This is a genomic window from Gordonia sp. NPDC057258 (assembly GCF_042668985.1).
In the GTDB taxonomy this organism is placed as follows: domain Bacteria; phylum Actinomycetota; class Actinomycetes; order Mycobacteriales; family Mycobacteriaceae; genus Gordonia; species Gordonia hongkongensis.
Map to the genome: position 1 here is coordinate 19,810 of NZ_JBHUXZ010000041.1, position 24,276 is coordinate 44,085.

23 protein-coding genes and 1 pseudogene are annotated in these 24,276 nt (G+C 66.6%); 16 read left to right on the top strand and 8 right to left on the bottom strand.

Annotated elements, in window-relative coordinates; all coding sequences use genetic code 11:
• Positions 1–46: 46 nt before the first annotated feature.
• Positions 47–1,747, top strand: coding sequence for a plasmid pRiA4b ORF-3 family protein (locus ACFUEJ_RS21140; RefSeq protein ID WP_388031643.1), 1,701 nt, complete (start codon positions 47–49; stop codon positions 1,745–1,747).
• Between the two features lie 12 nt (positions 1,748–1,759).
• Here the strand turns inward: ACFUEJ_RS21140 and ACFUEJ_RS21145 are convergent, their stop codons facing one another.
• Together ACFUEJ_RS21145 and ACFUEJ_RS21150 are read right to left on the bottom strand one after the other, a co-directional pair.
• A complete protein-coding gene (locus tag ACFUEJ_RS21145; RefSeq protein WP_388031646.1) occupies positions 1,760–2,308 on the bottom strand; it encodes an ester cyclase in 549 nt (182 codons plus the stop codon).
• Between the two features lie 130 nt (positions 2,309–2,438).
• Complete coding sequence (locus ACFUEJ_RS21150) at positions 2,439–3,611, bottom strand: acetyl-CoA C-acyltransferase (RefSeq protein WP_388031648.1); 1,173 nt, start codon at positions 3,609–3,611, stop codon at positions 2,439–2,441.
• Between the two features lie 124 nt (positions 3,612–3,735).
• Here ACFUEJ_RS21150 and ACFUEJ_RS21155 point away from each other — a divergent pair, with 124 nt between their 5' ends.
• The 3 genes and pseudogenes from ACFUEJ_RS21155 (at position 3,736) to ACFUEJ_RS21165 (ending at position 5,675) form a co-directional block, all read left to right on the top strand.
• The gene (locus tag ACFUEJ_RS21155) at positions 3,736–4,209 is read left to right on the top strand and encodes a winged helix-turn-helix transcriptional regulator (protein WP_388031651.1); all 474 of its coding nucleotides are present in this window, start codon (positions 3,736–3,738) and stop codon (positions 4,207–4,209) included.
• 24 nt (positions 4,210–4,233) lie between these two features.
• A pseudogene (locus ACFUEJ_RS21160) lies at positions 4,234–4,740 on the top strand (putative immunity protein).
• Between the two features lie 188 nt (positions 4,741–4,928).
• Positions 4,929–5,675 carry an MBL fold metallo-hydrolase gene (locus tag ACFUEJ_RS21165; protein WP_388031654.1) on the top strand — a complete coding sequence of 249 codons (747 nt, stop codon included), beginning with the start codon at positions 4,929–4,931 and terminating at the stop codon, positions 5,673–5,675.
• Positions 5,676–5,769: 94 nt separating this feature from the next.
• On the opposite strand, the gene ACFUEJ_RS21170 is transcribed toward ACFUEJ_RS21165, so the two are convergent.
• Positions 5,770–7,146, bottom strand: coding sequence for an NAD-dependent succinate-semialdehyde dehydrogenase (locus tag ACFUEJ_RS21170; protein WP_065631645.1), 1,377 nt, complete (start codon positions 7,144–7,146; stop codon positions 5,770–5,772).
• Between the two features lie 249 nt (positions 7,147–7,395).
• Between ACFUEJ_RS21170 and ACFUEJ_RS21175 the strand changes: the two genes are divergently transcribed.
• From ACFUEJ_RS21175 to ACFUEJ_RS21190, 4 genes are all read left to right on the top strand, one after another.
• Complete coding sequence (locus ACFUEJ_RS21175) at positions 7,396–8,391, top strand: alpha/beta hydrolase (protein WP_388031657.1); 996 nt, start codon at positions 7,396–7,398, stop codon at positions 8,389–8,391.
• Between the two features lie 524 nt (positions 8,392–8,915).
• Positions 8,916–9,215: a hypothetical protein gene (locus ACFUEJ_RS21180; RefSeq protein WP_078114046.1), complete on the top strand. Its 300-nt coding sequence runs from the start codon at positions 8,916–8,918 to the stop codon at positions 9,213–9,215.
• A 184-nt stretch (positions 9,216–9,399) separates the two neighbouring features.
• Positions 9,400–10,755, top strand: coding sequence for an NADP-specific glutamate dehydrogenase (gdhA, locus tag ACFUEJ_RS21185; protein WP_065631644.1), 1,356 nt, complete (start codon positions 9,400–9,402; stop codon positions 10,753–10,755).
• A 65-nt stretch (positions 10,756–10,820) separates the two neighbouring features.
• A complete protein-coding gene (locus ACFUEJ_RS21190; protein WP_388031660.1) occupies positions 10,821–11,903 on the top strand; it encodes a MerR family transcriptional regulator in 1,083 nt (360 codons plus the stop codon).
• 69 nt (positions 11,904–11,972) lie between these two features.
• On the opposite strand, the gene ACFUEJ_RS21195 is transcribed toward ACFUEJ_RS21190, so the two are convergent.
• Positions 11,973–12,656: a DNA alkylation repair protein gene (locus tag ACFUEJ_RS21195; protein WP_269554832.1), complete on the bottom strand. Its 684-nt coding sequence runs from the start codon at positions 12,654–12,656 to the stop codon at positions 11,973–11,975.
• Between the two features lie 63 nt (positions 12,657–12,719).
• Positions 12,720–13,019 (bottom strand): putative quinol monooxygenase, encoded by a 300-nt coding sequence (locus ACFUEJ_RS21200; protein ID WP_247449334.1) that lies wholly within the window; start codon positions 13,017–13,019, stop codon positions 12,720–12,722.
• Between the two features lie 160 nt (positions 13,020–13,179).
• Here ACFUEJ_RS21200 and ACFUEJ_RS21205 point away from each other — a divergent pair, with 160 nt between their 5' ends.
• Positions 13,180–14,823 carry an alkaline phosphatase D family protein gene (locus ACFUEJ_RS21205; protein WP_388031662.1) on the top strand — a complete coding sequence of 548 codons (1,644 nt, stop codon included), beginning with the start codon at positions 13,180–13,182 and terminating at the stop codon, positions 14,821–14,823.
• Positions 14,824–14,846: 23 nt separating this feature from the next.
• Here the strand turns inward: ACFUEJ_RS21205 and ACFUEJ_RS21210 are convergent, their stop codons facing one another.
• Together ACFUEJ_RS21210 and ACFUEJ_RS21215 are read right to left on the bottom strand one after the other, a co-directional pair.
• Complete coding sequence (locus tag ACFUEJ_RS21210; protein WP_058253494.1) at positions 14,847–15,284, bottom strand: VOC family protein; 438 nt, start codon at positions 15,282–15,284, stop codon at positions 14,847–14,849.
• Positions 15,285–15,335: 51 nt separating this feature from the next.
• Positions 15,336–15,767, bottom strand: a complete 432-nt coding sequence (locus ACFUEJ_RS21215) for a PPOX class F420-dependent oxidoreductase (protein ID WP_388031665.1) — start codon at positions 15,765–15,767, stop codon at positions 15,336–15,338.
• A 120-nt stretch (positions 15,768–15,887) separates the two neighbouring features.
• On the opposite strand from ACFUEJ_RS21215, the gene ACFUEJ_RS21220 reads away from it, so the two are divergent.
• Complete coding sequence (locus ACFUEJ_RS21220) at positions 15,888–16,448, top strand: GXWXG domain-containing protein (protein ID WP_388031668.1); 561 nt, start codon at positions 15,888–15,890, stop codon at positions 16,446–16,448.
• An 88-nt stretch (positions 16,449–16,536) separates the two neighbouring features.
• A complete protein-coding gene (locus ACFUEJ_RS21225; protein WP_388031671.1) occupies positions 16,537–16,950 on the top strand; it encodes a hypothetical protein in 414 nt (137 codons plus the stop codon).
• Positions 16,951–17,004: 54 nt separating this feature from the next.
• Here ACFUEJ_RS21225 and ACFUEJ_RS21230 read toward each other — a convergent pair whose 3' ends face one another.
• A complete protein-coding gene (locus tag ACFUEJ_RS21230; protein ID WP_388031681.1) occupies positions 17,005–17,922 on the bottom strand; it encodes a hypothetical protein in 918 nt (305 codons plus the stop codon).
• A gap of 127 nt (positions 17,923–18,049) precedes the next feature.
• Between ACFUEJ_RS21230 and ACFUEJ_RS21235 the strand changes: the two genes are divergently transcribed.
• From ACFUEJ_RS21235 to upp, 5 genes are all read left to right on the top strand, one after another.
• A complete protein-coding gene (locus ACFUEJ_RS21235) occupies positions 18,050–18,508 on the top strand; it encodes a Fur family transcriptional regulator (RefSeq protein ID WP_388031683.1) in 459 nt (152 codons plus the stop codon).
• Positions 18,509–18,590: 82 nt separating this feature from the next.
• Entirely contained in the window at positions 18,591–20,834 is a 2,244-nt protein-coding gene (gene katG / locus ACFUEJ_RS21240) for a catalase/peroxidase HPI (RefSeq protein ID WP_388031673.1), read from the top strand.
• Between the two features lie 168 nt (positions 20,835–21,002).
• Positions 21,003–22,250, top strand: coding sequence for a GTP cyclohydrolase II (locus ACFUEJ_RS21245; RefSeq protein ID WP_226513417.1), 1,248 nt, complete (start codon positions 21,003–21,005; stop codon positions 22,248–22,250).
• The gene (locus tag ACFUEJ_RS21250) at positions 22,250–23,494 is read left to right on the top strand and encodes a URC4/urg3 family protein (RefSeq protein ID WP_226513418.1); all 1,245 of its coding nucleotides are present in this window, start codon (positions 22,250–22,252) and stop codon (positions 23,492–23,494) included. Before ACFUEJ_RS21245 ends, ACFUEJ_RS21250 begins: the two co-directional genes overlap by 1 nt.
• 25 nt (positions 23,495–23,519) lie before the next feature.
• The gene (gene upp / locus ACFUEJ_RS21255; RefSeq protein WP_058253501.1) at positions 23,520–24,149 is read left to right on the top strand and encodes a uracil phosphoribosyltransferase; all 630 of its coding nucleotides are present in this window, start codon (positions 23,520–23,522) and stop codon (positions 24,147–24,149) included.
• Positions 24,150–24,276 lie beyond the last annotated feature (127 nt).

Below are 24,276 nucleotides of genomic sequence, written 5' to 3' on the forward strand. Positions count from 1 at the left end.
CTCGACCTGGCCGATGACGGCGGTGCGCGCGATACGATCGACGCCGATGAGCCGGAAAAACAAGCAATCCCGCGGCGCCAAGCGGGCCGAGAAGGCGAAGAAGCGGGCTGCCCGCCGAAGTAGCAATGTGATCCCGATCCGCGGTCGCGACACCTCGGAGATCGACGTGCTCATGCGCGAGTTCGAACGATGGCTGCCCAGCGCGGAGTTCGAAGACGATCCGGACAAGCAGGCAGCCATCGTCGACGCCGTCAGAGCGCTGGACTTGGCCGTCGGCTACGCGTTGCCAGACCATCGGCCCACCGAGTGGTCGCTCGAGGAGGTCGATGCGGCAATCGACTTCGCCGAGTACATGGAAGAGGAAGAGGACGACGCCTTACCGGCAAGCATTGCGGTCTTCGCACTGCGCTTGTTCATCGATTTCCTCGTCACCACTTCCAGGTGGACTGCAGCCATCAGCGCCGATGTCGTAATGGGGGCTTGCCAGCAATACCTCCTCGACTCCATGGGCGGGCTGAAGGTCGATGTAGACGACATCGACAGCTCCACCGAGCGCGATGCATTGGAATCGGTTCGGGTTTTGCAGCGGCTCGATGTGTTGATGGACTGGATCGGCCACAAACGGCCGGTGACGCCAAGTGGATGGCTCAAGCCGGCACTGCTTCCGGACCTATTGCATGCGCTGGAGATCGAGCCACCAGCAGCAGCACTCAAGGCAATGAAACATCATCGCGTTCTTGCTGAGATCTGGGAGCTCGCCCGGGATGCCCAGTTGATCGCAATCACTCCATCCCATGTCTACCCGGGCCCGGCGGCCGCGTCCTGGCGTGGATCAGAGTCGTTGACGACGCGACGCAGCACGCTGGCTGCGGCCGTCGGCAGAGCGTTGACCTCTGATTCGAGTGCAATGGCACAGTTTGTGGACGGAATCGTCGCGCGCGTCGTATACCACGGTCTGACGATCATGCCGTTTGCCGCCGATCGCTTCGCCGCCCTGCGCGATGACGGGCTGATCTCACCGGAGATGCCCAGGGCCCATTCTCGCATCGAGCACATCATCGAGGACGGGTGGCTCGTCCTCAACGAGGACGGTGACTACGTCGTCCCCGAGGGGTTGCGACCCGCTGTGTGGGACGGATTTCCGGAACGTCACATTCCGGAAAGCGGGGAGGCGACGACCATGATCACTGTGCGCGCCGAACTCGCCGGCGTCCGACCCAGAGTCTGGCGACGGATTCGAATACTCGCGTTGGTTCCATTGAACGAACTCCACGAAGTGCTGCAAGCTGCATTCGCCTGGAACGATGCGCATCTCTACGCGTTCACGACTCCATGCTTCGGCCACGAGCACCGGTATCTATCAGACGAGGCGATGGGCACCGCACGGGCCGGCAGGTACACGGAGTCCGTCTTCGACTCGACTCTGGGTGAGCTGGTCGACGAGCCCGGCGACGTGGTGTCCTATGAGTACGACTTCGGGGACGGCTGGGAAGTGAGCATTGTCGTCGAGGCATTCACCCCGATGAATGACGGCGAACCGCCGGTGTCGATCGTCGCCGGCGGCGGAACCGCCCCGTTCGAGGATGTCGGCGGAGTTCCCGGATGGGCGGATTTCATCGAGGCCGTCAACGATGAGACGCACCCGCGCCATCTGGAATTACGCGAGTGGGCGGGCCTGACACCTGGTTCGGCCTTCGACCCGACGTCGTTCGACATCGATGTGGTCAGGCGCCGATTAGGCGTGTGATCCACAGCGGGCTTAAGCCGACGCGGCGGACCGGTTGGTTCGGCGTCGGACAGCAGCACCGATGACCGTGATCGGGTGATTGAGCAGCGTGGCGATCCGGCCGACGAGGGTGTTCGGATCCCGCGCGACCCCGAGCTGCATGAACATTTCCAGACGGTCGAAGTAGGCGCGCTCCGCAACCAGATCTGAGCCCGCGAAGGTGAACACCGCGACGATGGGCAGGTCGAGAGACCGACCCGTCGGGGCAAGTCCGCGGTATGGGCCCAGATGTGTTCCGCGAACTCGCGTCTCACAGATGACTCGATCGTCGTGATGGCACAGCGTCTCGGGATCGACATCGAAATGCATGTCCAGCAATGCGGTGAACAGTTCGTGATATGAGGCCGATACCGCGTCGTGGCCATCGGCGATCTCACCAGGCAACTCGGTACGTGCCGCGCCGTCTTTGAACGTCGCCAGCGTGGCAGCGACGTCGTGCCGATTCTCGGCCTCGAGATGCGCCAGAACGGTGGCCTCCCGCGTCGCGACGAGCGCTGCTGCATTCGGGTCGGTTGGGTTCATGAGGTCCCCGCAGTCATCGGCCCCGCCCCGAACAGCGGGTATGCGCAATCACGGTACCGGGCGGACGCAACGTGTGCGACCGAGATACGCCGAATGGACGACGAGCACGCCCGCCCGGACCGCCGACGGCTCAGCTGAGTCGCTCGTAGATCGTCGCGTTGGCCAATCCGCCTGCCTCACACATCGTTTGCAGGAGGTAACGACCGCCGCGCTGTTCCAGCGCGTTGAGTCCCGTGGTCGCGAGGCGGGCACCGCTGGCACCAAGCGGGTGGCCGAGCGCGATCGCACCGCCGTTGACGTTGACTCGATCCACGTCCACCCCGAACTCCCGCGACCACGCCAGGACCACCGGCGCGAACGCCTCGTTCACCTCGAACAGGTCGATGTCCTCGACACGCAAACCACTGCGTGACAGTGCCTTCCGCGTTGCCGGGATGATGCCGGTGAGCATCAGGAGTGGGTCGTCGCCGGCGACCGCGATGGTGTGCACCCGTGCGCGCGGACGCAAACCGAGTTCGACGGCCTTCTCCTCGCTCATCAGCAGCACCGCCGACGACCCGTCGCTGATCTGACTCGCACTCGCCGCGGTGATCCGCCAGTCGATCTCGGGGAACCGACGCGCGATCGCCTCGTCGTAGTAGGCCGGTCGCAGCCGGGCGAGGTCGTCGAGGTTGCCCCCGAGACGAATTCCCTCGTCTGACGTCAGCCCCGCGATGGGCGCGAGTTCGTCGTCGAAGAGTCCGTTCTTGGTGGCGGTGGCGGCGAGATCGTGTGACCGCAAGGAGAATTCGTCGATCTCGCGTCGCGAGATGTCCCAGCGGGCGGCGATCAGTTCCGCCGAGATCCCCTGACCCACGAGGCCCTGCGGGTATCGATCGCCGAACGCCCGTCCGTTGAGATCGGCGGTACCGGCAACGGCCGAGCCCATCGGGATACGGGACATCGATTCGACACCCGCGGCGACCGCGATGTCGTACGTGCCCGCGATGATGCCCTGCGCGGCGAACGCGATGGCCTGTTGCCCGCTTCCGCATTGGCGGTCGACGGAGACCCCCGGCACGGATTCGGGGTAGCCGGCGGCCAGGAGCGCGCGCCGCGCGATGTTGAAACTCTGCTCCCCCACCTGACTGACGACACCGGTGATCACGTCGTCGACGAGTTCGGGATCGACACCCGAACGGTCCACGACTGCTCGGAGGCTGTGCGCGAGGAGGTCGACGGGATGAACGTCATGGAGGGCGCCGGTGGGCTTGCCCTTGCCGATGGGTGTGCGAACAGCGTCGACGATGACCGCAGATCTCATGACTGATCCTCCGTCAGTGTGCGGATCGGAACGCAACCCGATCCGGATGATGGCTGACTTTTGTCTGCCAAAGTCAGGTCTACGCTCTGGCTATGGTCTTGTCAAGTCAGGGTAGGCTGGGGGCATGATGCACCTGAAGGGCCCGCTGGCCGAACGCGACAGCTGGGAGGCGAGCAACTGCTCGATCGCGAAGGCGATCGACCTGGTGGGCACCCGGTCGGCGATCCTCATCCTGCGGGAGGCCTTCTACGGCGCCACCAGGTTCGATCAGTTCAGCCGGCGGGTCGGGATCAGCGACGCGGTCGCGTCGGCCCGCCTGCGCGAACTCACCGAGGCCGGGATCTTCACCAAGGTCCCCTACCGCGACGCCGGACAGCGCGAACGGTTCGAGTATCAGCTCACCGACATGGGCCGCGATCTGTTTCCCGTGGTGATGTCGTTGATGCAGTGGGGCAACGACCATCTGCAGCCCGACGGCCCGCCGCTCACCGTCACCGACCGAGCGCAGGCGCCCGTACGCGTGGGCGTCGTCGCCGAACCCACCGGGGTTCTCACGCCCGAGGACGTCGAGGTGCGAATCGCCCGGCGCCGCCGCTGAGTCCGCGCCGGCAGAGAGGTCGCGATGATCCGCCCCACAGTGTTCGACCCCCGCTTGGTCACCATCCGTCGTGGCGGGACGCTCACCGACGCCGATCACCACTTGCTGGCGCTCTGGGCGGCACGGTGTGCGGAGCACGTTCTGCCCTTGTTCGAGTCGGCACGGCCGGATGACCCTCGCCCCAGGGAGGCCATCGCGGCGGTCCGCGCGTAGACCCGGGGCGAGCTGGCGATGATGGAGTCGCGCGCCGCCGGCGGACACGCCATGGGTGCCGCCCGCGATCTACGTGGCGCACCGCGGTTCGCCGCCTACGCCGCCGGGCAAGCGGCGGTGACCGCCCACCTCGCATCGCACGACCTGGGTGCCGCGGCGTACGCGATCAAGGCGGTCCGGTCCGCACACGGGGTCGACGCGGGTAGACGCGAATGCGCTTGGCAGCGAGAACATCTCCCCGTTCGGGTACGCGAGTTGGTGCTCGACGACCAACGTGCCCGCAATGACCTGTGCTGCCAGGTCTTCATCGACGATTGACATCAGGTCGGCGATCGGTGATTCGCGTTCACCGGGGTGTTCCTGATACGGTCGCAGTCACGCTCCTGCGGTGCTGTAACCCGCATGTCGAGCCAGAGGCCGGGGTGATTACAGAAACCCCCGGTCTTGTCCAAACTTCGACCGTCGCCCCCGGTTTGCTGCCGCGACCACTGGGTACGCGTCTCGTCATGACCTTCCATCGTGACGTCGTCCCCGGCATCCACTGGCTCGAGTACGCCTACACGAATCAGTACCTGATCGAGGACCAGGACCGGCTGATCCTCGTCGACTGTGGACTCCCCCGCTCGTACGAACCACTCCTCAAGGCCATCCGGGAACTCGGCCGTGACACCGATGCCGTGTCTGACCTGATCATCACGCATGGTCATTTCGATCACGTTGGCACCGCGCGCCGCCTGGCGCGCGAGTGGCGGATCCCGGTCCACGTCCATCGCGACGATGCGTGGCTGGCGTCCCATCCCTACCGCTACGCGCATCAGAACGCGACCAGATTCGGAGTGCCCCTTCGTCATCCGCGTTCGCTACGCCTGCTCGGACGCATGGCGGCGGCCGCTGCGTTCACGGTGCGCGGCGTCGATCACCTGGATGTGACGCCTTTCGGCGATGATGCCCTGCTCCCCGGTGGCGCGCAGGTGGTGCCGACTCCCGGTCACACCTACGGCCATGTGTCGCTGCACTTTCCGTTACGCGACGCGGTCATCGCCGGCGACGCGCTCGTCACCCTCGATCCGTACACCGCGGCGACCGGCCCGCGCATGATCGCCGGCTCCGCAACCGCCGACCTCGATCGCAATCGGGCGTCGCTCGACGCGCTGGCAGCGACGGACGCGAAGTCTCTGCTTCCCGGGCACGGAGTGCCGTGGCATCACGGGGTGGCCGTCGCGGTCGACCGGGCGCGTCAGACCAACGGCTGACACGTCGGACGGCCGGCCGTCGGATCACGAGCCGGACAGCGGGACGGGCCGACGCTTTCCGCATCGGCCCGTCCGGCCATCGCCGATCGTCCGGCTACTCGGACGCGGTGCGACGCAGCTTGGTGTTGACGAACTCGCCCATGCCCCAACGCCCGAGTTCGCGACCATAGCCGGACCGTTTCACCCCGCCGAACGGAAGGCCGGGCAGCGTGGTGCCGTGTTCGTTGACATACGCCATGCCGACTTCCAGCTGATCGGCGACCTCCTCGGCCTTGCCGATGTCACCGCTCCACACCGAGCCGCTCAATCCGAACTCGACATCGTTGGCGAGCGCCACGGCGTCCTCCGGGGAGGACACCTTGTAGACCATCGCGACCGGCCCGAAGATCTCCTCGGAGTAGGCGTCCATGTCCGGGGTGATGTCCGTCAGCACAGTGGGTTCGAAGAAGGCTCCGTCGCGCTCCAGCGGCTTCCCACCCGTCCGCAGGGTGGCGCCCTGTTTCACCGCGGTCTCGACCTGTTCGGCCACGGTGTCGCGCGCCGACAGGGACGACAGCGGACCCATCTGAGTGGAATCGTCGGACGGATCACCGACCACCGTCGACTCGAACTGCTTGACCACACCATCGACGAAGTCGTCGTACAACTCGTCGAGAACGATGAACCGTTTCGGCGAGTTGCACGCCTGGCCCGCGTTCGACAGCCGTGCGCCCGCCGCGATCTTCGTCGTGCGTTCCATGTCGGCGGAGTCGAGCAGGATGAACGGGTCCGAACCGCCGAGCTCGAGCACGGACTTCTTCAGGTTCTCCGCGGCAACCTTTGCCACGGCTGCACCCGCTTTCTCACTGCCGGTGAGCGATACACCGCGTATCGCGTTGTGCGCGAGCAGGTCTGCGATCTGATCACTGCTCGCGTACACGTTGATGTACGCGTCGGCAGGGACACCCGCGTCGTGCAGGATCTCAGCCATCAGCGCCGACGACGCCGCGCAGATCGACGCATGCTTGAGAATGACGGTGTTGCCGGCCAACAGGTTCGGCGCGACGAAACGTGCGACCTGGTAGTAGGGGTAGTTCCACGGCATCACGCCCACCAGTGGTCCGATCGGCGCGACCTGCACGATCGACGCGTCCGCGCCCTGCGGGTCGAGGGCCTCGGTCTCGAGCAGATCCGGTCCGTGCTCGGCGTACCAGCGATAGATGTCCGCGGCCAGCTGGACCTCTCCCGCCGCCTCCTTGGCGGGTTTGCCCATCTCGGTCGTGATGACGGCCGCGAGCTCATCGGCTCGCCTCTCGTACTCGTCAGCGGTCCGGGAGAGAATTGCGGCCCGTTCGGATGCCTCGGTCGCTCGCCACTCCTGGTATGCCGCGAGTGACCGTTCGGCCACGCCGGCCACCTCGTCGTCCTTCAGTCCGGGAAATTCCCGTTCGGTCGTACCGGTGGTCGGATTCGCGGTGACATATGTGCCCATCAGAGCACCTACCTTCCTCTGTCGTGTGAATCCCGACTGTCCACAGCCCGGGATCATTCGGGTACCCGGGTCCCTGTACGCAAAACCTCGGTCGTCGGCGCGCTTCGGTCACACGGCGGCCCCAGACCTGCTCTAATGGGTCCGCGGTCCGTGTCCGGACCCGTGATCGACCGACACGCGGCGAATGCCGGACGTCGACCTGGGGGTGGGTCGCCGGTCGTGACGGCAGTGTCCTAGGGGGAACGAAGAGTGTCACGCTGGCAGCGAGCCGCAGGGCTCGGTTGTGCATTTCTGATCGCGGTCGTCGCGAGCGTCTCGACGGGGCAGCCGGCGGAGGCGACGCCACCGAGGCTCGGCGACTCGGCGCGGATCCTTGCGGTGACCTCGGAGACGGCGACACGCACGACGATGACCGTGTATTCCGCCACCATGAAGCGGCCCGTTCGGGTGAGCGTGCTCGCCCCCCGCGAGCGGACCGGCCCACGGCCGACCGTGTACCTCCTCGACGGGATCGACGGTGGGGTCTACACCAGCTACACGCAGAGCGGGTGGACCTTCCAGACCGACATCGCGCGCTTCGTCGCCGACAAGAAGGTCAACGTGGTTCTGCCCATTGGGGGTACGGGTTCGTACTACACCGACTGGCGCCGAATCGATCCCGTCCTGGGGCGGAACATGTGGGAGACCTTCCTGACCGAGGAACTCCCTCCGCTGGTCGACGGACGCTTCCGGGGCAACGGACGGAACGTGATCGGCGGGCTGTCGATGGGGGCGCTGGGCGCGATGTCCATCGCGGTCCGCAACCCAGATCTCTACCGGGGCGTGGTCGCCTTCAGCGGGTGCCTCGATCAAGGGTCGCCGGAGTTCCGGCAGGCGACCGCCACATCGGTCACGACGAGAGGCGGGAACCCGGAGAACATGTGGGGCCCGCTCGATCACGACAACTGGGATGCCCACAATCCCGCCGGTCACGTGTCCGCGCTACGCGGTAAGCACGTGTATGTAGCGGTCGGCAACGGTCTGCCCGACCCGGCCCTAGGGCTGGCCGGGCTGGCCTCACCCGTCGGAGGCGTGCTCGAGGGCATCGTCGCCCGATGCACCGAGAGCTTCAAGCGTCGCGCAGACCGAGCCGGGGTCGACATCACCTACGACTTCCGTGCCGGTCTCCACTCGTGGGGTTACTGGAACCAGGATCTGCACCGAGCCTGGCCCACGATCGTCCGGGCACTGAAAAGCGCGGGCTGACGCGAGCGTCGGCGTCAACGCGCGCTTTTCCTCTTCCGAATCAACGAGACATCCTCGAGTGCCCGTTTTCGCTCACGACGTTCCTTGAGTTCTTGCCGCCGTTTTTTCGAGCTCGAATTCTTTTCCGCCATTTCTCCTCGAATCGGTCGTGGTCTACAACGGGTCGCTCCCGCTCTCCTTCGTGACCATAGCCCAGAAATGGCAGAAGTCCAGCCCGTCCGATCTGATGCCGACTTGCCGACTTCATACGTTGTCACACAGTACGTTTCATTTACTGTGGGCCTGCAAAATGCGCCGGACTGGCTTTTATTTTTTTCTGGGCTAGAGTCCATGGCACCGGTCGCAGATGGCCGGTAGCAGCGAAAGGAAGGGTAGCCGTGAAAGCGGTTGTGATGGAGTGCCGAATACGCGTGTGTGGCTCCCCCGGTCGGGTCAGAGAATTCGTCGAGCAAGCGTCGACTCGCGCGCACGACGCCTTTTCTCACCCCGCCAGGTGTTCGGTTGTCGTCGAGGAGTCGGAGTCGTTGCTCCTCCGACGGCAATGGCACCGCGAGAACGACGTGGACGTGTTCGGGGTACCGGAGGGGCGGGATGTGTGCTGCGGTTTCGCGGACTCGTCCGGACGACTGACCGTCGCGAGACTCGAGAGCCTGTCACGCGACATCCTGGCCCACCTCGAACTGGATCCGTGGGTGTCCGACGACACCGAGTCGGTGCCTTGGATCCTGACGCTCACCACTGGTGCCGATCCGACGTCCAGGCATGAGATCGTGACCCGACATCCGTCGCTCCAGGTGCGACGACCTGTTCTGGCCCGCGCGTGATCCGCGCATAGCGGTGCCCGACCGGACTGCTCCGCAGGTGAGCGGGGCCGACCACCTCACTGCGGACACACCGCGGTCGTCGTCCGACGGACCGGTCTGCGGTCGAATTCCTGTCACTCGATAGGGTGCGGGTGGCGGCGTGCTCACCTGGGCACGTCGCCGTCCCACACCTACGGAGAAGGAAGTGGTCGCCATCGTGCTCGACGAGAAGATCAGCGATCTGTACGCGCAGGTTGTTGCGCGGAACCCTGGGGAGGCCGAGTTCCACCAGGCCGTCCGGGAGGTCTTCGACAGTCTGGGTCCGGTCTTGGCGAAACATCCCCACTACGCGGACGCCGGGATCATCAAGAGACTGACGGAGCCCGAGCGCCAGATCATCTTCCGAGTGCCGTGGGTCGACGACCAGGGACAGGTGCAGATCAACCGCGGGTTCCGGGTCGAGTTCAATTCCGCACTCGGCCCCTACAAGGGCGGCCTTCGATTCCACCCCAGCGTCTACCTGGGCGTGGTCAAGTTCCTCGGGTTCGAGCAGATCTTCAAGAACGCACTGACCGGGCTCCCGATCGGCGGCGGCAAAGGCGGCGCCGACTTCGATCCCAAGGGACGCTCCGACGCGGAGATCATGCGGTTCTGCCAGTCGTTCATGACCGAGCTCTACCGCCACATCGGCGAGTACACCGATGTACCCGCGGGTGACACCGGCGTCGGCGGTCGCGAGATCGGTTATCTCTTCGGCCAGTACAAGCGCATCACCAACCGTTACGAGTCCGGCGTGCTCACCGGCAAGGGACTCGCCTGGGGTGGGTCGCAGGTCCGCACCGAGGCGACCGGGTACGGCGTGGTGTTCTTCGTCCGCGAGATGCTCGCCGCGGCCGGTGATGATCTCGACGGCAAGACCGTGGTGGTCTCGGGCTCGGGCAATGTGGCGATCTACGCCATCGAGAAGGTGCAACAACTCGGCGGTCGCGTGATCGCGTGCTCGGACTCCGGGGGCTACGTCGTCGATGATGCCGGTATCGACCTCGAACTGCTCAAGGAGATCAAAAACGTTCGGCGCGGCCGTATCTCGGATTACGCCGACGCCCGCCGCGGGTCCGCCCGTCACGTCGACACCGGATCGATGTGGAGTGTGCCCACCGACATCGCCATCCCCTGCGCGACGCAGAACGAACTGAACGGGGTCGACGCCACTCAACTGGCGAAGAACGGATGTCGCATCGTCGCCGAGGGCGCGAACATGCCCAGCACCCCCGAGGCGGTGCGCATCTTCGCAGACGCCGGCGTCGGCTTCGCCCCGGGTAAGGCCGCGAACGCGGGCGGCGTCGCCACCAGCGCACTCGAGATGCAGCAGAACGCTTCTCGGGATTCGTGGACGTTCGCGCACACCGAGGACCGATTGTCGGAGATCATGACGGCCATCCATGACCACTGCCTGCACACGGCAGACGAATACGGGGCACCGGGCAACTACGCGACCGGCGCCAACATCGCGGCGTTCACTCGCGTGGCCGACGCCATGCTCGCACTCGGTCTCATCTGACCCGAACGGACGCCGACACGGTTCCACTTGACCTTCAGGTAGGTCGAAGCCGGATGATCTGCGATATGCCGTCCGTTCCCGAAGTCAGCGAACTCGTCCCGATCGGCGCGTTCGCGCAACGCACCGGCTTGACCGCGTCCGCGCTGCGGTTCTACGACGACTCGGGGTTGCTCACCCCGGCCGCCGTCGACGCGTCGACCGGATATCGCCAGTACAGCGCGTCGCAGGAGCGGCACGCGATCGCACTCCGGCGACTCCGCGAGAACGGGATGTCGCTCGCCGACATCCGCACGGTCCTCGCCGCAGAGCCGGGTACCGCCGGCGGACTGATCGACGAACACGTGCGAACCGTCGCTGCCGAAGCCGATCGGGTTCGGCGCGAGGCCAGGACGATCAAGATGACGATCGCCGCGGAGTCGACAACCCTGCTCGCCACCGTGCGTGGACCGATCCTGGCCGCCGCGCTCGGCCAGGTGCTCACCGCAGCCGCCCGTGACGTGGCCCATCCCGTCCTGGACGCTGTCGAACTCCGGCTGGAAGAGGGGGCCGTCACCCTGACCTCGACAGACCGCTACCGGCTCTCTTCCCGGTCGCTACCGACCGTCGAACCGTGCGGCACCCGGTGGTCGGGAACGCTGTGTGCGGCCGACCTCCGTGATGGTCTGTCCGACCTGGCACGGGGCGGCGTCGTCGACATCGACGCCGCGGCCGGCGCAGTTCGATTCCGGCTCGACGGTCGGGACGACATGTGGTGCCGCCTACTCGACGGGCCGTTTCCCGCGCACCAGGCGATGATCGAAGCCCTGCCCACGGTGACCATGCGTGCGAGTGTCGCGAAATCCGCTGTGTTGCAATCGTTGGAGCGCTGTGCAACCGACCGGGTGCACCTGGACTTCACGTCGGCGGCACTCACACTGAGCGACGCCTCGTCGGCACAACTCGCCGTCGTGCCAGCCGAGACCTGCGGCCCCCCGATCGCACTGTGGTTCGAGGTCTCGACGCTCTACCCAGCGGTCCATGTGTCGATCGGGGGCGAGATGATGATCGACGTCCGCAATCGGGACCTCCCGATGACGATTCGGTCCGCAGACGGCGGCGACCTCACCACGGTCGTCATGCCGGTTTCCCACAGCCACCACAATGACTGAGCAGCAAAGGATCTCCGGGAGTGTCAGGATCCGACGCCTGAGCGACGGGGCAACGAGCAGCCGCTCAGGTCACGGCGATCTGCGCCGTACCATCTCGGCGATCCAGACCGGCGCATACGGCGAAGTGCAGCCCGGGGAGGTCGGGTAATCCTCCAGCACTCGCAACCGCTCACCGATGTCGATTGCACGAGAACGGAAGTCGGGATTCTCGATGCCGATGGTCGCCAGGCATGTGTTCATCGCCCACTGCAGGCGTGGCGGCGCGTTCCCCATGTCGGACTCGATGGTGTCGAGCAACCCGGCCATGTCGAGGTCACCGGGCTTCTTGACCACTCGATCAGCGGTCAGGGCCCATCCCGCCGCGGCGACACCGGGCTCGGCGTCGGCCATCCACGACCTCCGCAACTCCTCGGCATGCGGACTCTTTTTGACGACGTAGTTGACGAGCCAATCGTGGACCTTCGGCCGGTCGGCCTCGCGGATCATCGTGTCGAGCTGCGCGGCGTCGAACGCCCGCGGGCGACAGATCAACAGTGCAAGCAGGCGCGGCGCGGTGTCGCCCGTCGCCCACAGCTCCGCGGACAGTTCGGGCTGCGTTCGCAGTCGTTTCGCGATCGCCCTGAGCTTCGTGAGATTGACCCCGTAGTCGTCGCCGTGTTTCTCGTTGACCGCTCGGATCCGCGGGTCGTCGAGACTGCGGAGCTCGCCGAGGACGTCGGCGAGAGTCTGTTGGATGTCGGACATTCCGGTCATGATCCCCTCTGGAAGTGCGCACACAGCCTACGACGCTCGATGTGGCCGCGGGTTGTGTGCTCATCAATCCGGAGGGCCCGCCAATATCCGCACGTCGGCGACGTCGTACTCGGCAACGGACGCCGACCGGATCGCCCGTGACTGGTCCTCGCCGACCCCGTCGCCACGGAACGCCTCGACCGCCGACTGCGAGTCCCAGCGCTCGAAGATGTTGATCCGGCCGGGGTCCATCGAGTCCGCGGAGATCGCGAAATCGAGACACCCCGGTGCCCGACGGGCGGCACCGACCACCTCGTCGCACCCGGCGATGTACGCCGCGCGCTGGTCCGGGTCCACTCGCAGACTGCCGGCAACGATCACCATTGGTTGCTCCTCCATCGATACTCCGGTGCACCGGTGTCCCGGCGCGAGACGTCACCGCTGTGGTGAGGGCGCCAGGAGTGCAGACCGGCACGACCCGGCGAACTCATCGCTCACGATCGACGTGGCCGCGCGACGCCGCGCCACGGCCTACTCTGATCGAATGGCTTTGGTTCTGGGTCCGATCCTCCGGCACGTCGACGAAACCTCCGCGCTGGTCTGGGTGCAGACCGACGAACCCGGCGAGGTCGAAGTCCTCGGCTGTGCGACCCGGACGTTCGAGGTGTCCGGTCATCACTACGCGCTGGTCGAGGTGAGCGGCCTGGTGCCCGACACGGTCTCGGAGTATCAGGTCCGCGTCAACGGCGCCCTCGAGTGGCCCCTCCCGGACACCGAGTTCCCGCCCAGCGTCATCCGGACCCGGGGACCCGACACCGCGGACCGGCACCGGTTCGTCTTCGGGTCCTGCCGGTATCCGCGGGCCGAGGACCCCAAGCTCGACGAGAAGCTCGGACTCGACGCGTTGGACTGCTACGCGGTCCGGATGCGCCACCTCCCGGTGGAGGAGTGGCCGGACACCCTCATCCTGCTCGGCGATCAGGTGTACGCGGACGAGCTGACCCCGCAGGTGAAGGAGTCGCTGGAGTCGAGCCGGGCCTCGACCGCCGGACCGTCCGACGAGGTCGTCGACTTCGAGGAGTACGAGGGACTGTATCGGCACACCTGGGGAGACCCCGAGATCCGATGGATCCTCTCGACCGTGCCGACGGCCATGATCTTCGACGATCACGACATCCGTGATGACTGGAACACCTCGGACACCTGGCGTCGGCAGATGAGTGAGAAGCCGTGGTGGCAGGACCGGATCCGCGCCGGCCTCGCGTCGTACTGGGTGTATCAGCACCTCGGCAACCTCTCCCCCGCCGAACTCGCCGAGTCCGAGGACTACCGCCGCGTCCGCAAGATCGACGGTGACTGCTGGCCCCACCTGGTCGAGGTCGCGGATCGTGCCGACCGGGAAACCGACGGAACCAAGGGTGTCCGGTTCAGTTTCCGGTGGAACCTGGGCAACACCAGGCTGGTCATGATCGACTCCCGCAACGGTCGCATCCTGTCCGACGGAACACGAAAGATGGTGAGTGACAACGAATTCGATTGGGTAGAGAGCCAGGTCGTCGACGACATCGAGCGACTCGACCACCTGGTCCTCGGCTCATCACTGCCGTGGTTGCTCCCGCCGGTCATCGGTGATGCGGAGACTGTGAACGAGATCGGCGCCCGGCGGCCGGGCCGTCGTGGACAGCTGGCCGAGAAGATCCGGCAGGGTGCCGACCTCGAGCACTGGCCGGCCTTCTTCGATTCCTTCGTCCGGCTCAGCGAGATGATCCGGCAGGTTGCGGCACGCGACCCCGGGCCGGCGACGGTCAGCGTGCTGTCCGGCGACGTCCACCACAGCTATGCCGCACGTGCGGCCTTCCCGGACACGACGAGCGCCGACGTCCACCAGCTCGTGTGTTCGCCGGTGCACAACGCGATCCCGCCGTACATCAAGGTGGTGTTCCGGTTGGGGTGGTCGAATCGGCTCGCCTCGGTCGTCCGGCGCTGGGCGCGTCGTGGGGGCTCGCCCGAACTGCCCGTCGCCTGGCGGAACACCCTGGGCCCGCTGTTCGGCAACACCATCGCGACGCTCTCGGTTCGGGGTCGCTTCGCCGAGGTCACTTTCGAGCAGCCCGACCTGGACGGGACCCTGGGTAGAGCCGGAAATATCTGTCTGACATCGGAATTCGTGGCAACAGAGCGCACATAGCGCGCATTGTTGCTACGAAACCCCTAGTCCAGACAGAACTCGTTGCCCTCGGGGTCGCGCATCACGATGTGGCCCTCGCCGAGCGGAGGTGCGGGGTCGTGTCGTTCGCCCCGGGTCGCACCGAGTCCGACGAGCCGGTCGGCTTCGGCCTCGAGGGCGCGCATCCGGTCGTCGCCACTCAGGCCAGGGGCAGCACGGACGTCGAGGTGCACCCGGTTCTTCGCCGTCTTGCCCTCGGGTACGCGTTGGAAGAACAACCGTGGCCTGCGCTCCTCCGGGTCGATAACGGCCGAGGCGTCGTTCCGACGCTCCGGAGGCACACCGAATGCGTCGAGCGCCGCCTCCCAGCTGTCGAATCCGGTAGGCGGGTCCTGGAGCCGGTAGCCGAGCACCTCGGCCCAGAATGCGGACAGCGCAGCCGGGTCACCACAGTCGAAGGTCAGTTGAAAGTCGGTTGTCATGCGTCCACTGTGCGACACGACGAGGACAACCCGGGTCCTCGATCGTGAAAATCAGCGCAGACGTTCGCCGTACACCCGGTCCACGGACATGACCATCAGGACGCGGCGATCGGCGACCATGACCCTGCGGTATTCGTCCCAGTCCGGGTGCTCGCCTGCCGCCTTGCGGTAGTAGTCGACGAGCGCCTCGACCTCGGGCCCGTCCGGTTCGGTGCCCGGGCCGATCAACGTCACAGTGCCCTCGGCGGTCGCCCACGTGTAGCGATCGGGCCCGGTGATCTCCAACGCGGCGCGCGGATCGCGTCGGAGGTTGGCGGTCTTGGCCCGGCCGTCGGTCATCGAGACGTAGATGGTCCCGGCGTCGCGGTCGTAAAAGGGGGTCACCGGGGACAGCTGTGGTAATCCCGAGGACTTGATTGTGGCGAGGACGCCGACTCCGCCTTCGGCGAGAAGATCACGAGGGTCATACGCGGGTTGGTCCATGCCTGCGGCAACCCGGCGTGCGTGCAGGCTATTCCGGACGGCCGCACACCCCGGGGCATGGCTCCGCGATCCGTTGCGACATTCTTCAGATCTTGTGTCTTTACACGTACGATCGTCGACATGCATGTGCGCGAGATCCTGACCACCACGCCGACGACGACCGCCGAGGCCCTCGACCTGTTCGACTCCGCCCCCGCGATCGAACCGGACTTCATGATCGGCACCTGGCGCGGCGCCGAGCTGCCCACCGACCACCCGTTGGACGGCTTCCTCGCGGCCAGCGGCTGGTGGGGCAAGCAATTCGTCGACGCCGAGACCGTCCACCCCCTGCTCTTCCCGACCCGCGACGGTTCGGCACTGTGGGCCATGAACCCGGCGATCGCTTTCGGCGGTTTGGGGATCGCCGAGAAGGCATCCGGGGTCAAGTCGTTGTCGTTGGGGACGCCGATCGCCGCGACCCGCCTTCTCAGTCAGACCCGACGAGCACGGGCCCGGCTGCGCACCACCCGGTACCGCGGCACGGACACCGCGACCATGTCGTACGACCAGCTGCCGATCAACGACGTCTTCCACCGGATCTCCGATGATGCCGTCCTGGGTGCCATGGACCTGAAGGGGTCGCCGAAGCCGTACTTCTTCGTGCTCCGCCGCGACGACTCACTCCGCCTCGTCGGCCACTGATCCTCGTCGGCCCACCGATCCTCGGCGCCGCGAGGACGGCGCCGACGAACCACGAGCCGGCGAGCCGGCGGAGGCGTTCAATGGGTAGATGGACACCTCACCCACCTCCCACCTCCGCCGGGGTGCCGTCGCGGTCGCCGCGGTCGCCCTCGCGGGCGCCGTGACACTGGCCGCACCCGGGACCGCCCAGGCTGCACCGCCGATGCCGTCCGGGTATTACCGCGGCGACGTCACCAGCGCCCCGATCGCCGACACGGTGTGGTTCGGCAAGAACTTCACGGGTTCGCGGGTCGTCAACAACACCGCGATCGGGTGGGCCTTCCCCGGCGCGGTGTACCCCGGGCGTTCCGTGCAGGACGGTGCACCGGTCATCGTCGTCGACTACTCGGGAACCGCCGTGGGATTCGTGCGTGACGAGCTCCGAGCCGACGGCCGGGGCGGCTATTGGGGCCGCGCGCTGAACGGCACCACCGAGCTGCTGCGTTTTCACTTGACACGCTGACCGTGGGCGACGGGCAACCATGGTGGAGACTTCGGGTTCGACCCCTTCGTCGGCTCACAGCTCGGCGAGCGCCGAGCGGATCTCATTGGTGGCCGCGACGGCTTCACGGAGCGCGATCCGCGCCTCGGCCCGGCCCTGTTCCGCAGTCGAGAGTCGTTGCCGCGCGAACCGCAGCGATTCTTCGCAACAAGCCAGCTCGGCCCGCAACTCCTGAGCCCGCCGGACGATCTCGTCGACCTCCGACGAAGCCCCGTCCACAGTTCGGGAGGCGGCGTCGAGGTCGGATCGGGCCGTTCGCTCCCCTGTCTCGGCCTCGGCCAGTCGGGCTTCGAGGTCTCGTCGACGACGCTCCGCTTCGTCAGACGCTGTGTGGTCCGAGTCGTCGGCGTCATCCCTGTCGGCACCCTCTTCGTCGGCACCGTCTGCGTCCGCGCCGCTTGCCTCGGACTCGTCCGCGACTGGTTCCTGCAACGGCTCCGGGACGACGAACACGCCGGCGGGCCCGAAGCCGCTGTATTCGGCGGATGCGGTGAGGTTTCCCCGCAACACCTGCTCGAGCACTTCCGGGTCGGCCACCGCGGCTCGCAATGTCTGCGTGACCTCGCGAATGGTACTGTCTCCCAGCGTCACTCGCAGATCTGCGGCCGTGGCGGCGACCGCGGTCACCGACTCGTTGATCAGATCCTGACGGCGTCGCGACAACGTCTTCATCTTGTCTACAGCCGAGCGGCGCTGGGCCGCAGTCAAATCCGACGCCAACCCAGCGATGAGGGCGCTGTCGTCGGGGTGCGCGCGAACCCACTGATTGACGGCCCACGCAGCTTGCGTGGGCCGCCGCAACTTCGCGATCCGCCCCGCCAGGTCACGGTCGCCGTCCGCTTTGATCTCTCGAGCGAGTTCGTTCCGGCGTGTCACGAACGCCGCCGGCGCCAGACCGTACAGCTCGTCGACGATCTCGTCGTACGGGGTCATAGGGCTGCCCGAGCGGTGGTCGGCGTCGCTGTCCGCATGAGCAGATACTACGACGGCGCCCGTGACGGCCACCTCACTTCGCCTTCTTAACTTGAATCATTCCAGATACGACTGCACGATGGTCACCATGCTCACCGACGAGGACTGCGCCCGGCACCTGCGCGCCGCCGGACTGCGGGTGACCCGCCCGCGCGTCGCGGTCATGCAAGCCGTCCGAGCACATCCTCATACGGACACCGACGAGGTCCTCCGAACCGCTCGCGAACGGTTGCCGGAGGTCTCGCAGCAAACGGTGTACGACGTTCTGGGCGTACTGACTTCGGCCGGTCTGGTGCGACGCATCCAGCCGTCCGGCCACGTGTCTCGATATGAGTCACGCGTCGGGGACAACCATCACCACGTGATATGCCGTACATGCGGATCCATCGGGGACGTCGACTGCGCAGTCGGCGAGGCCCCGTGCCTGACCCCGTCCGACGACCGGGGTTTCGTCATCGACGAAGCCGAGGTCATCTATTGGGGTCATTGCCCCGACTGCATCCCCGAACCCAACCGACCCGCTCCGGGCGCCGGCCCCGACCGATAGACCCCCGACCACGACGCCTCCCTCCCCTGCGATCACCGACCCGGCGATCGCAGTTCTCACCGTGCCCGAAAGGAAACCCCGCATGGCGCAGCAAGACCACGAGCCCGTCCGCGACGCGAAGGAACATCCCCCCATTGCCGAGGCGAACACCGAGCCCGCCGCGGGCGGTTGCCCGGTCGCGCACGGTCGGCTCACGCCGCCCACCCAGGGCGGCGGCAACCGCGACTGGTGGCCGAACCAGCTGAATCTCAAGGTGCTTCAGCACAATCCGGACGTCGCGAATCCGATGGACGCCGACTTCGACTACGACTCGGCCCTCGCGGATCTCGACGTCGAGGCGTTACGCGCCGACCTGACCGCCCTGATGACCGATTCGCAGGACTGGTGGCCCGCCGACTTCGGCCATTACGGAGGCCTGTTCGTCCGCATGTCCTGGCATGCCGCGGGTACCTACCGGGTGCAGGACGGACGCGGTGGTGCCGGAGCCGGGATGCAGCGATTCGCCCCGCTCAACAGCTGGCCGGACAACGCCAACCTGGACAAGGCGCGCCGCCTACTGTGGCCGATCAAGAAGAAGTACGGCACGGCATTGTCCTGGGCCGACCTCCTGGTCTTCGCCGGGAACGTCGCCCTGGAGTCGATGGGGTTCACCACCGCCGGCTTCGCCTTCGGGCGCGTGGACGAGTGGGAGCCCGACGAGGTGTACTGGGGCCCCGAACTCGAGTGGCTGGCCGATCAGCGGTACTCGGGCGACCGCGAACTCGAGACACCGCTTGCGGCAGTGCAAATGGGGCTCATCTATGTGAATCCGGAAGGACCGAACGGCAATCCGGACATCCTCGCGTCCGCGGTCGACATCCGCGAGACGTTCGCGCGGATGGCGATGAACGACGTCGAGACCGCGGCTCTGATCGTCGGGGGCCACACCTTCGGCAAGACCCACGGCGCCGGTGACGCCGGCCTGGTGGGTCCCGAACCCGAGGCCGCCGCCGTCGAGGACGCCGGTCTCGGCTGGACCAGCTCGCACGGCTCCGGCAAGGGCGCGGACACGATCACCAGCGGCCTCGAGGTGATCTGGAATCCGACCCCGACCCGCTGGGACAACGCTTTCCTCGAGACTCTCTACGGCTACGAGTGGGAGCTCTACAAGAGTCCGGCCGGAGCCAACCAGTGGCGTCCGAAGGACGGCGCCGGGACCGGTACCGTCCCCACGGCATTCGGCGACGAGAAGACCCACCCGTCGATGCTGACCACCGACCTCGCGATGCGCTACGACCCCGGTTTCGAGAAGATCACCCGGCGGTGGCTCGATCACCCCGAGGAACTGGCGCACGAGTTCGCCAAGGCCTGGTTCAAGCTCCTGCACCGCGACATGGGACCCGCCGTCCGGTATCGGGGTCCGCTTGTTCCGACCGAGACGTACCTGTGGCAGGACAATGTCCCGGCGCACGAGGGCCCACTTGTCACCGATGCCGACGTGGCAGCCTTGAAGGCGACGCTCCTCGACTCGGGACTGACTGTGGCGCAACTCGTGAAGACCGCGTGGGCGGCGGCGTCGAGCTTCCGTGGCAGCGACAAGCGCGGCGGCGCCAACGGCGGCCGGATCCGCCTGCAGCCGCAGGCATCCTGGGAGGTCAACGAGCCCGACGAGTTGGCCACCGTGATCCGCACCCTCGAAGGCATCCAGGGTGCGTTCACCGGCGAGGCCGGCGCGAAGGTCTCCTTCGCCGACCTCGTGGTCCTCGGCGGCACGGCAGCAGTCGAGAAGGCGGCGCGGGATGCCGGAGTCGAGATCACGGTACCGTTCACCCCTGGACGTACCGACGCCACCCAGGACGAGACGGACGCCGATTCGATGGCACATCTCGAGCCCACCGCCGACGGGTTCCGCAACTACGTCGGCAAGACCAGTGGCCTTCCGGCCGAGTTCACCCTCGTCGACAAGGCATCGCTGCTGACCCTCAGCGCCCCCGAGATGACGGTGCTGGTGGGTGGCCTCCGGGTGCTGGGCAACAACTACGGCGGCTCGGCGGCCGGCGTCCTGACCGACCGTCCCGGCGTCCTCACGAACGACTTCTTCGTGAATCTGCTGGACATGTCGACAGCCTGGTCGGCGTCGGAAGACGAGAACCTGTACGTCGGGCGCGATCGCGCCACCGGCGAGCAGACCTGGACCGGCACTCGCGCCGATCTGGCGTTCACGTCGAACTCACAGTTGCGCGCCCTGGCCGAGGTCTACGCAGCCGACGACGCAGCGGAGAAGTTCGTGAACGACTTCGTCGCGGCCTGGGACAAGGTGATGAACCTGGACCGGTTCGAACTCTGAGCAAATCGGTTCATCGTCGAACCGATCAGATGCGGCGGCGGCACCCTTCGTGGGGTGCCGCCGCCGTGGCGTTTCGCATCACCCGGCGCACAGGGACTTCCGGAACTATGCTGGCGCTTTCCCTCCGTGGCGGGTGACCGCCTCGAGACGAAGGTGAGGACGACGACGATGTCCGGCGAACACAGGTCCGTGGGCCATATCCGACTGACCTCACACAGCGGCGGGGTCGACGCTCCGCCCATCCACTGGGGGGCGGCCACCGCGGCGGAACGCGGTCCCGTCATCGGGACGACGGGCACACGTGCGCATCGCAATGTCATCGGTACCCACAGCGGCTCCTACAGCGTCTATCGCGCACTGGCCGTCGCCGCCGGCGCCCTTGCACGAGAGCACCGAGCCGATCTCACCAACACCTCGCCCACCGACCACATCGGACCGTATCCACAGTGGGGCGATCCGCGCGCGATCGTCTCGCTGGATCCTTGGGGTGCGACAGTCGCCGAGAGTTTCCCCGACGAGATCGCTCGCGGTTACGACATCCGGCCGACCATCGCGGTGACCAAGGCGCACGTCATCCTTCCCGAGATCGCCGAGGCGATCGAGAAGGGCCGTCTGGTCCCCGACGGTGAGGTTCTGCTGCCCAGTGGCGCGGCTCTGGTCACCAAGGCGGCCGTGGAACCGGTGTGGCATCTTCCCGGCGTCGCCGAGCGGTTCGGCTGCTCCGAGGCCGAGCTGCGCCGGGTGTTGTTCGAGGAGACCGGCGGCATGTATCCCGAACTCGTCACGCGGTCGGATCTCGAGGTGTTCCTCCCGCCGATCGGCGGGCAGACGGTCTACATCTTCGGCAACGCCCGCGACCTCGCCGACCCCTCGGTGGAACTCACCGCACGGGTGCACGACGAGTGCAACGGCTCCGACGTGTTCGGCTCCGACATCTGTACGTGCCGCCCATATCTGACGCATGCAATCGAGGAGTGCGTCCGCGGCACCCAGCGCGGCGGCGTCGGCTTGGTCGCCTACTCCCGCAAAGAGGGACGCGCCCTCGGCGAGGTCACCAAGTTCCTGGTGTACAACGCCCGTAAACGCCAACTCGGCGGTGACACCGCGGACCAGTACTTCGCCCGCACCGAATGCGTTGCGGGCGTGCAGGACATGCGGTTCCAGGAGCTCATGCCCGACGTCCTGCACTGGTTCGGGATCACCAGGATCCATCACCTGGTGTCGATGTCGAACATGAAGTACGACGCCATCACCGGCTCGGGTATCGAGGTCGGCGAACGGGTCAACATCCCCGACGAACTGATCCCCGCCGACGCCCGCGTCGAGATCGACGCGAAAATGGCTGCCGGTTACTTCACGCCCGGACCCGTGCCCGATGCCGAACAGCTGCGTCAGGTCAAGGGCCGGGGGTTGTGATGACCGGAGCACCAGAGGTGGAACTCTCCGCCTCACAGGCCGCCCGGCTGCTGCGCTCCACCGCCACCGTCCGGAGCCGGTCGCGACAACTCCTCGAACGAGCGCGGGCCGGCGAATCGTCGTGGTTCATCGTCCACGACGATGCGCGGGACGCGGCAGCTGACATCGTCGTGGAAACGACTCGGTTGCGATATCCCGACGGAGACATCCCTTTTCACAGCAGGTGGCGACATTTCGAGGCAGGCGGTATCGACCGCCTCGGCGCTCTCGACGCCGCCTTGCCCCCGGCCGGCTCGGCGGAGCGAACCCGCGCGCTCATCGACGTCGTGCTGGTCAGCGTCCTCCTCGATGCCGGCGCGGGACCCGAGTGGTCGTTTCGGGAACGGTCGAGCGACCTGGTTCTCACCCGTTCCGAGGGGCTCGGCGTCGCGAGCTGGGTGGCGTTCTGCGAGGGGGTGTTCTCGAGCGACCCGGCCGATCCCCTGCGGGTCGACGCCACCGGTCTGGGCCGCGTCACGGCGGACACTCTCGGCGCGGCCTTCCAGGTGGGTCCCGACAACCCGCTCACGGGCCTGCCCGGGCGGGTCGATCTCCTGCGCCGCCTGGGCGAGGTGTTGTCGAGCCGCCCCGAGATCTTCGGTCCGGACGCCCGGCCGGGCGGCTTGTTCGATCACCTCACCCGCGGTGGTCGTGCGGAGGTGCCCGCGGTCGACATCCTGAGCGGGGTCCTTGAGTATCTTGGCCCTATCTGGCCGTCGGACAACACGATCGACACTAACCCACTGGGCGACTGCTGGCATCACGACGCCGTCGTCGGCCCGGGCCTCACGGCCGGCTGGGTGCCGTTCCACAAACTGTCCCAGTGGCTGACCTATTCGCTTCTCGAACCGTTTCGCTGGGCCGGTGTCCAGGTGACCGGACTCGACGAGCTGACCGGCCTCCCCGAATACCGCAACGGTGGCCTTCTCCTCGACTCGGGTGTGCTCGCGCTGCGTGACGAGACCTGGGCGGACCGGGAGTGGGAGGTCGGCGACGAGCTCGTCGTCGAATGGCGGGCGCTCACCGTCGCCCTTCTCGACGAGATCGCCGACCTCGTACGCGATCGCCTCGACGCCGATGCGGCCTCGATGCCCTTGGCCTGCGTGCTCGAGGGTGGCACGTGGGCGGCCGGCCGCGTGCTCGCGAGCCGACTTCGCGATGGGTTGCCGCCGTTGACGATACGCAGTACCGGCACCGTTTTCTGAGCCGACCACCGACCGAGAGGAACTCATGGGCAGCGTCGCCGTCATCGACCATCCGCTGGTCCAACACAAACTGACCCTGATGCGTCGCAAGGAGACGTCGACCAACGACTTCCGCCGTCTGCTCGACGAGATCTCGATCCTGATGGCGTACGACGTCCTGCGTGACATCCCGATGCACGAGATCACCATCGACACACCGCTCGAGACCACCACCGCCCGGGTCATCGACGGCAAGAAGCTGGTGTTCGCCGCGGTCCTGCGGGCCGGCGCCGGTATCGCCGACGGCATGCTGACCGTGGTTCCCGGCGCGCGCGTCGGACACATCGGCCTCTACCGCGACCCGAAGACCATGGTCGTCGTCGAGTACTACTTCAAGATGCCGTCGGAGCTGTCCGAGCGTGATGTCGTGATCGTAGATCCGCTTCTGGCGACCGGGCATTCGGCGGTCGCCGCGATCGACCGGATCAAGGAGTACGGTCCGAAGTCCATCAAGTTCGTCTGCCTGCTCGCCTGCCCGGAGGGCATCGAGGTCCTGCATCGCTCACACCCCGACGTGCCGATTTTCACCGCGGCGGTCGACCGCGAACTCGACGACAACGGCTTCATCCGCCCCGGACTCGGTGACGCCGGCGATCGCATCTTCGGGACCGCGTGATCTCGAGGAGCAGGAAGGAACCCTGCTCCCTTAGCCTGGATCCGTGGATGGGTGCGGGGTGTCGATGACAAGAAAATGCCCTCTGAGCTGGAATGATTGGTGGTGTTGAGACAACAAAACATTCCAG

What these genes read in the sequence shown, in the direction of transcription:
- ACFUEJ_RS21140 (WP_388031643.1), top strand. Translation starts at nt 47, where the DNA reads ATGAGCCGGAAAAACAAGCAATCCCGCGGCGCCAAGCGGGCCGAGAAG.
- ACFUEJ_RS21145 (WP_388031646.1), bottom strand. Translation starts at nt 2,308, where the DNA reads ATGAACCCAACCGACCCGAATGCAGCAGCGCTCGTCGCGACGCGGGAG.
- ACFUEJ_RS21150 (WP_388031648.1), bottom strand. Translation starts at nt 3,611, where the DNA reads ATGAGATCTGCGGTCATCGTCGACGCTGTTCGCACACCCATCGGCAAG.
- ACFUEJ_RS21155 (WP_388031651.1), top strand. Translation starts at nt 3,736, where the DNA reads ATGATGCACCTGAAGGGCCCGCTGGCCGAACGCGACAGCTGGGAGGCG.
- ACFUEJ_RS21165 (WP_388031654.1), top strand. Translation starts at nt 4,929, where the DNA reads ATGACCTTCCATCGTGACGTCGTCCCCGGCATCCACTGGCTCGAGTAC.
- ACFUEJ_RS21170 (WP_065631645.1), bottom strand. Translation starts at nt 7,146, where the DNA reads ATGGGCACATATGTCACCGCGAATCCGACCACCGGTACGACCGAACGG.
- ACFUEJ_RS21190 (WP_388031660.1), top strand. Translation starts at nt 10,821, where the DNA reads ATGCCGTCCGTTCCCGAAGTCAGCGAACTCGTCCCGATCGGCGCGTTC.
- ACFUEJ_RS21195 (WP_269554832.1), bottom strand. Translation starts at nt 12,656, where the DNA reads ATGACCGGAATGTCCGACATCCAACAGACTCTCGCCGACGTCCTCGGC.
- ACFUEJ_RS21200 (WP_247449334.1), bottom strand. Translation starts at nt 13,019, where the DNA reads ATGGTGATCGTTGCCGGCAGTCTGCGAGTGGACCCGGACCAGCGCGCG.
- ACFUEJ_RS21205 (WP_388031662.1), top strand. Translation starts at nt 13,180, where the DNA reads ATGGCTTTGGTTCTGGGTCCGATCCTCCGGCACGTCGACGAAACCTCC.
- ACFUEJ_RS21210 (WP_058253494.1), bottom strand. Translation starts at nt 15,284, where the DNA reads ATGACAACCGACTTTCAACTGACCTTCGACTGTGGTGACCCGGCTGCG.
- ACFUEJ_RS21215 (WP_388031665.1), bottom strand. Translation starts at nt 15,767, where the DNA reads ATGGACCAACCCGCGTATGACCCTCGTGATCTTCTCGCCGAAGGCGGA.
- ACFUEJ_RS21220 (WP_388031668.1), top strand. Translation starts at nt 15,888, where the DNA reads ATGCATGTGCGCGAGATCCTGACCACCACGCCGACGACGACCGCCGAG.
- ACFUEJ_RS21225 (WP_388031671.1), top strand. Translation starts at nt 16,537, where the DNA reads ATGGACACCTCACCCACCTCCCACCTCCGCCGGGGTGCCGTCGCGGTC.
- ACFUEJ_RS21230 (WP_388031681.1), bottom strand. Translation starts at nt 17,922, where the DNA reads ATGACCCCGTACGACGAGATCGTCGACGAGCTGTACGGTCTGGCGCCG.
- ACFUEJ_RS21235 (WP_388031683.1), top strand. Translation starts at nt 18,050, where the DNA reads ATGCTCACCGACGAGGACTGCGCCCGGCACCTGCGCGCCGCCGGACTG.
- katG (WP_388031673.1), top strand. Translation starts at nt 18,591, where the DNA reads ATGGCGCAGCAAGACCACGAGCCCGTCCGCGACGCGAAGGAACATCCC.
- ACFUEJ_RS21245 (WP_226513417.1), top strand. Translation starts at nt 21,003, where the DNA reads ATGTCCGGCGAACACAGGTCCGTGGGCCATATCCGACTGACCTCACAC.
- ACFUEJ_RS21250 (WP_226513418.1), top strand. Translation starts at nt 22,250, where the DNA reads ATGACCGGAGCACCAGAGGTGGAACTCTCCGCCTCACAGGCCGCCCGG.
- upp (WP_058253501.1), top strand. Translation starts at nt 23,520, where the DNA reads ATGGGCAGCGTCGCCGTCATCGACCATCCGCTGGTCCAACACAAACTG.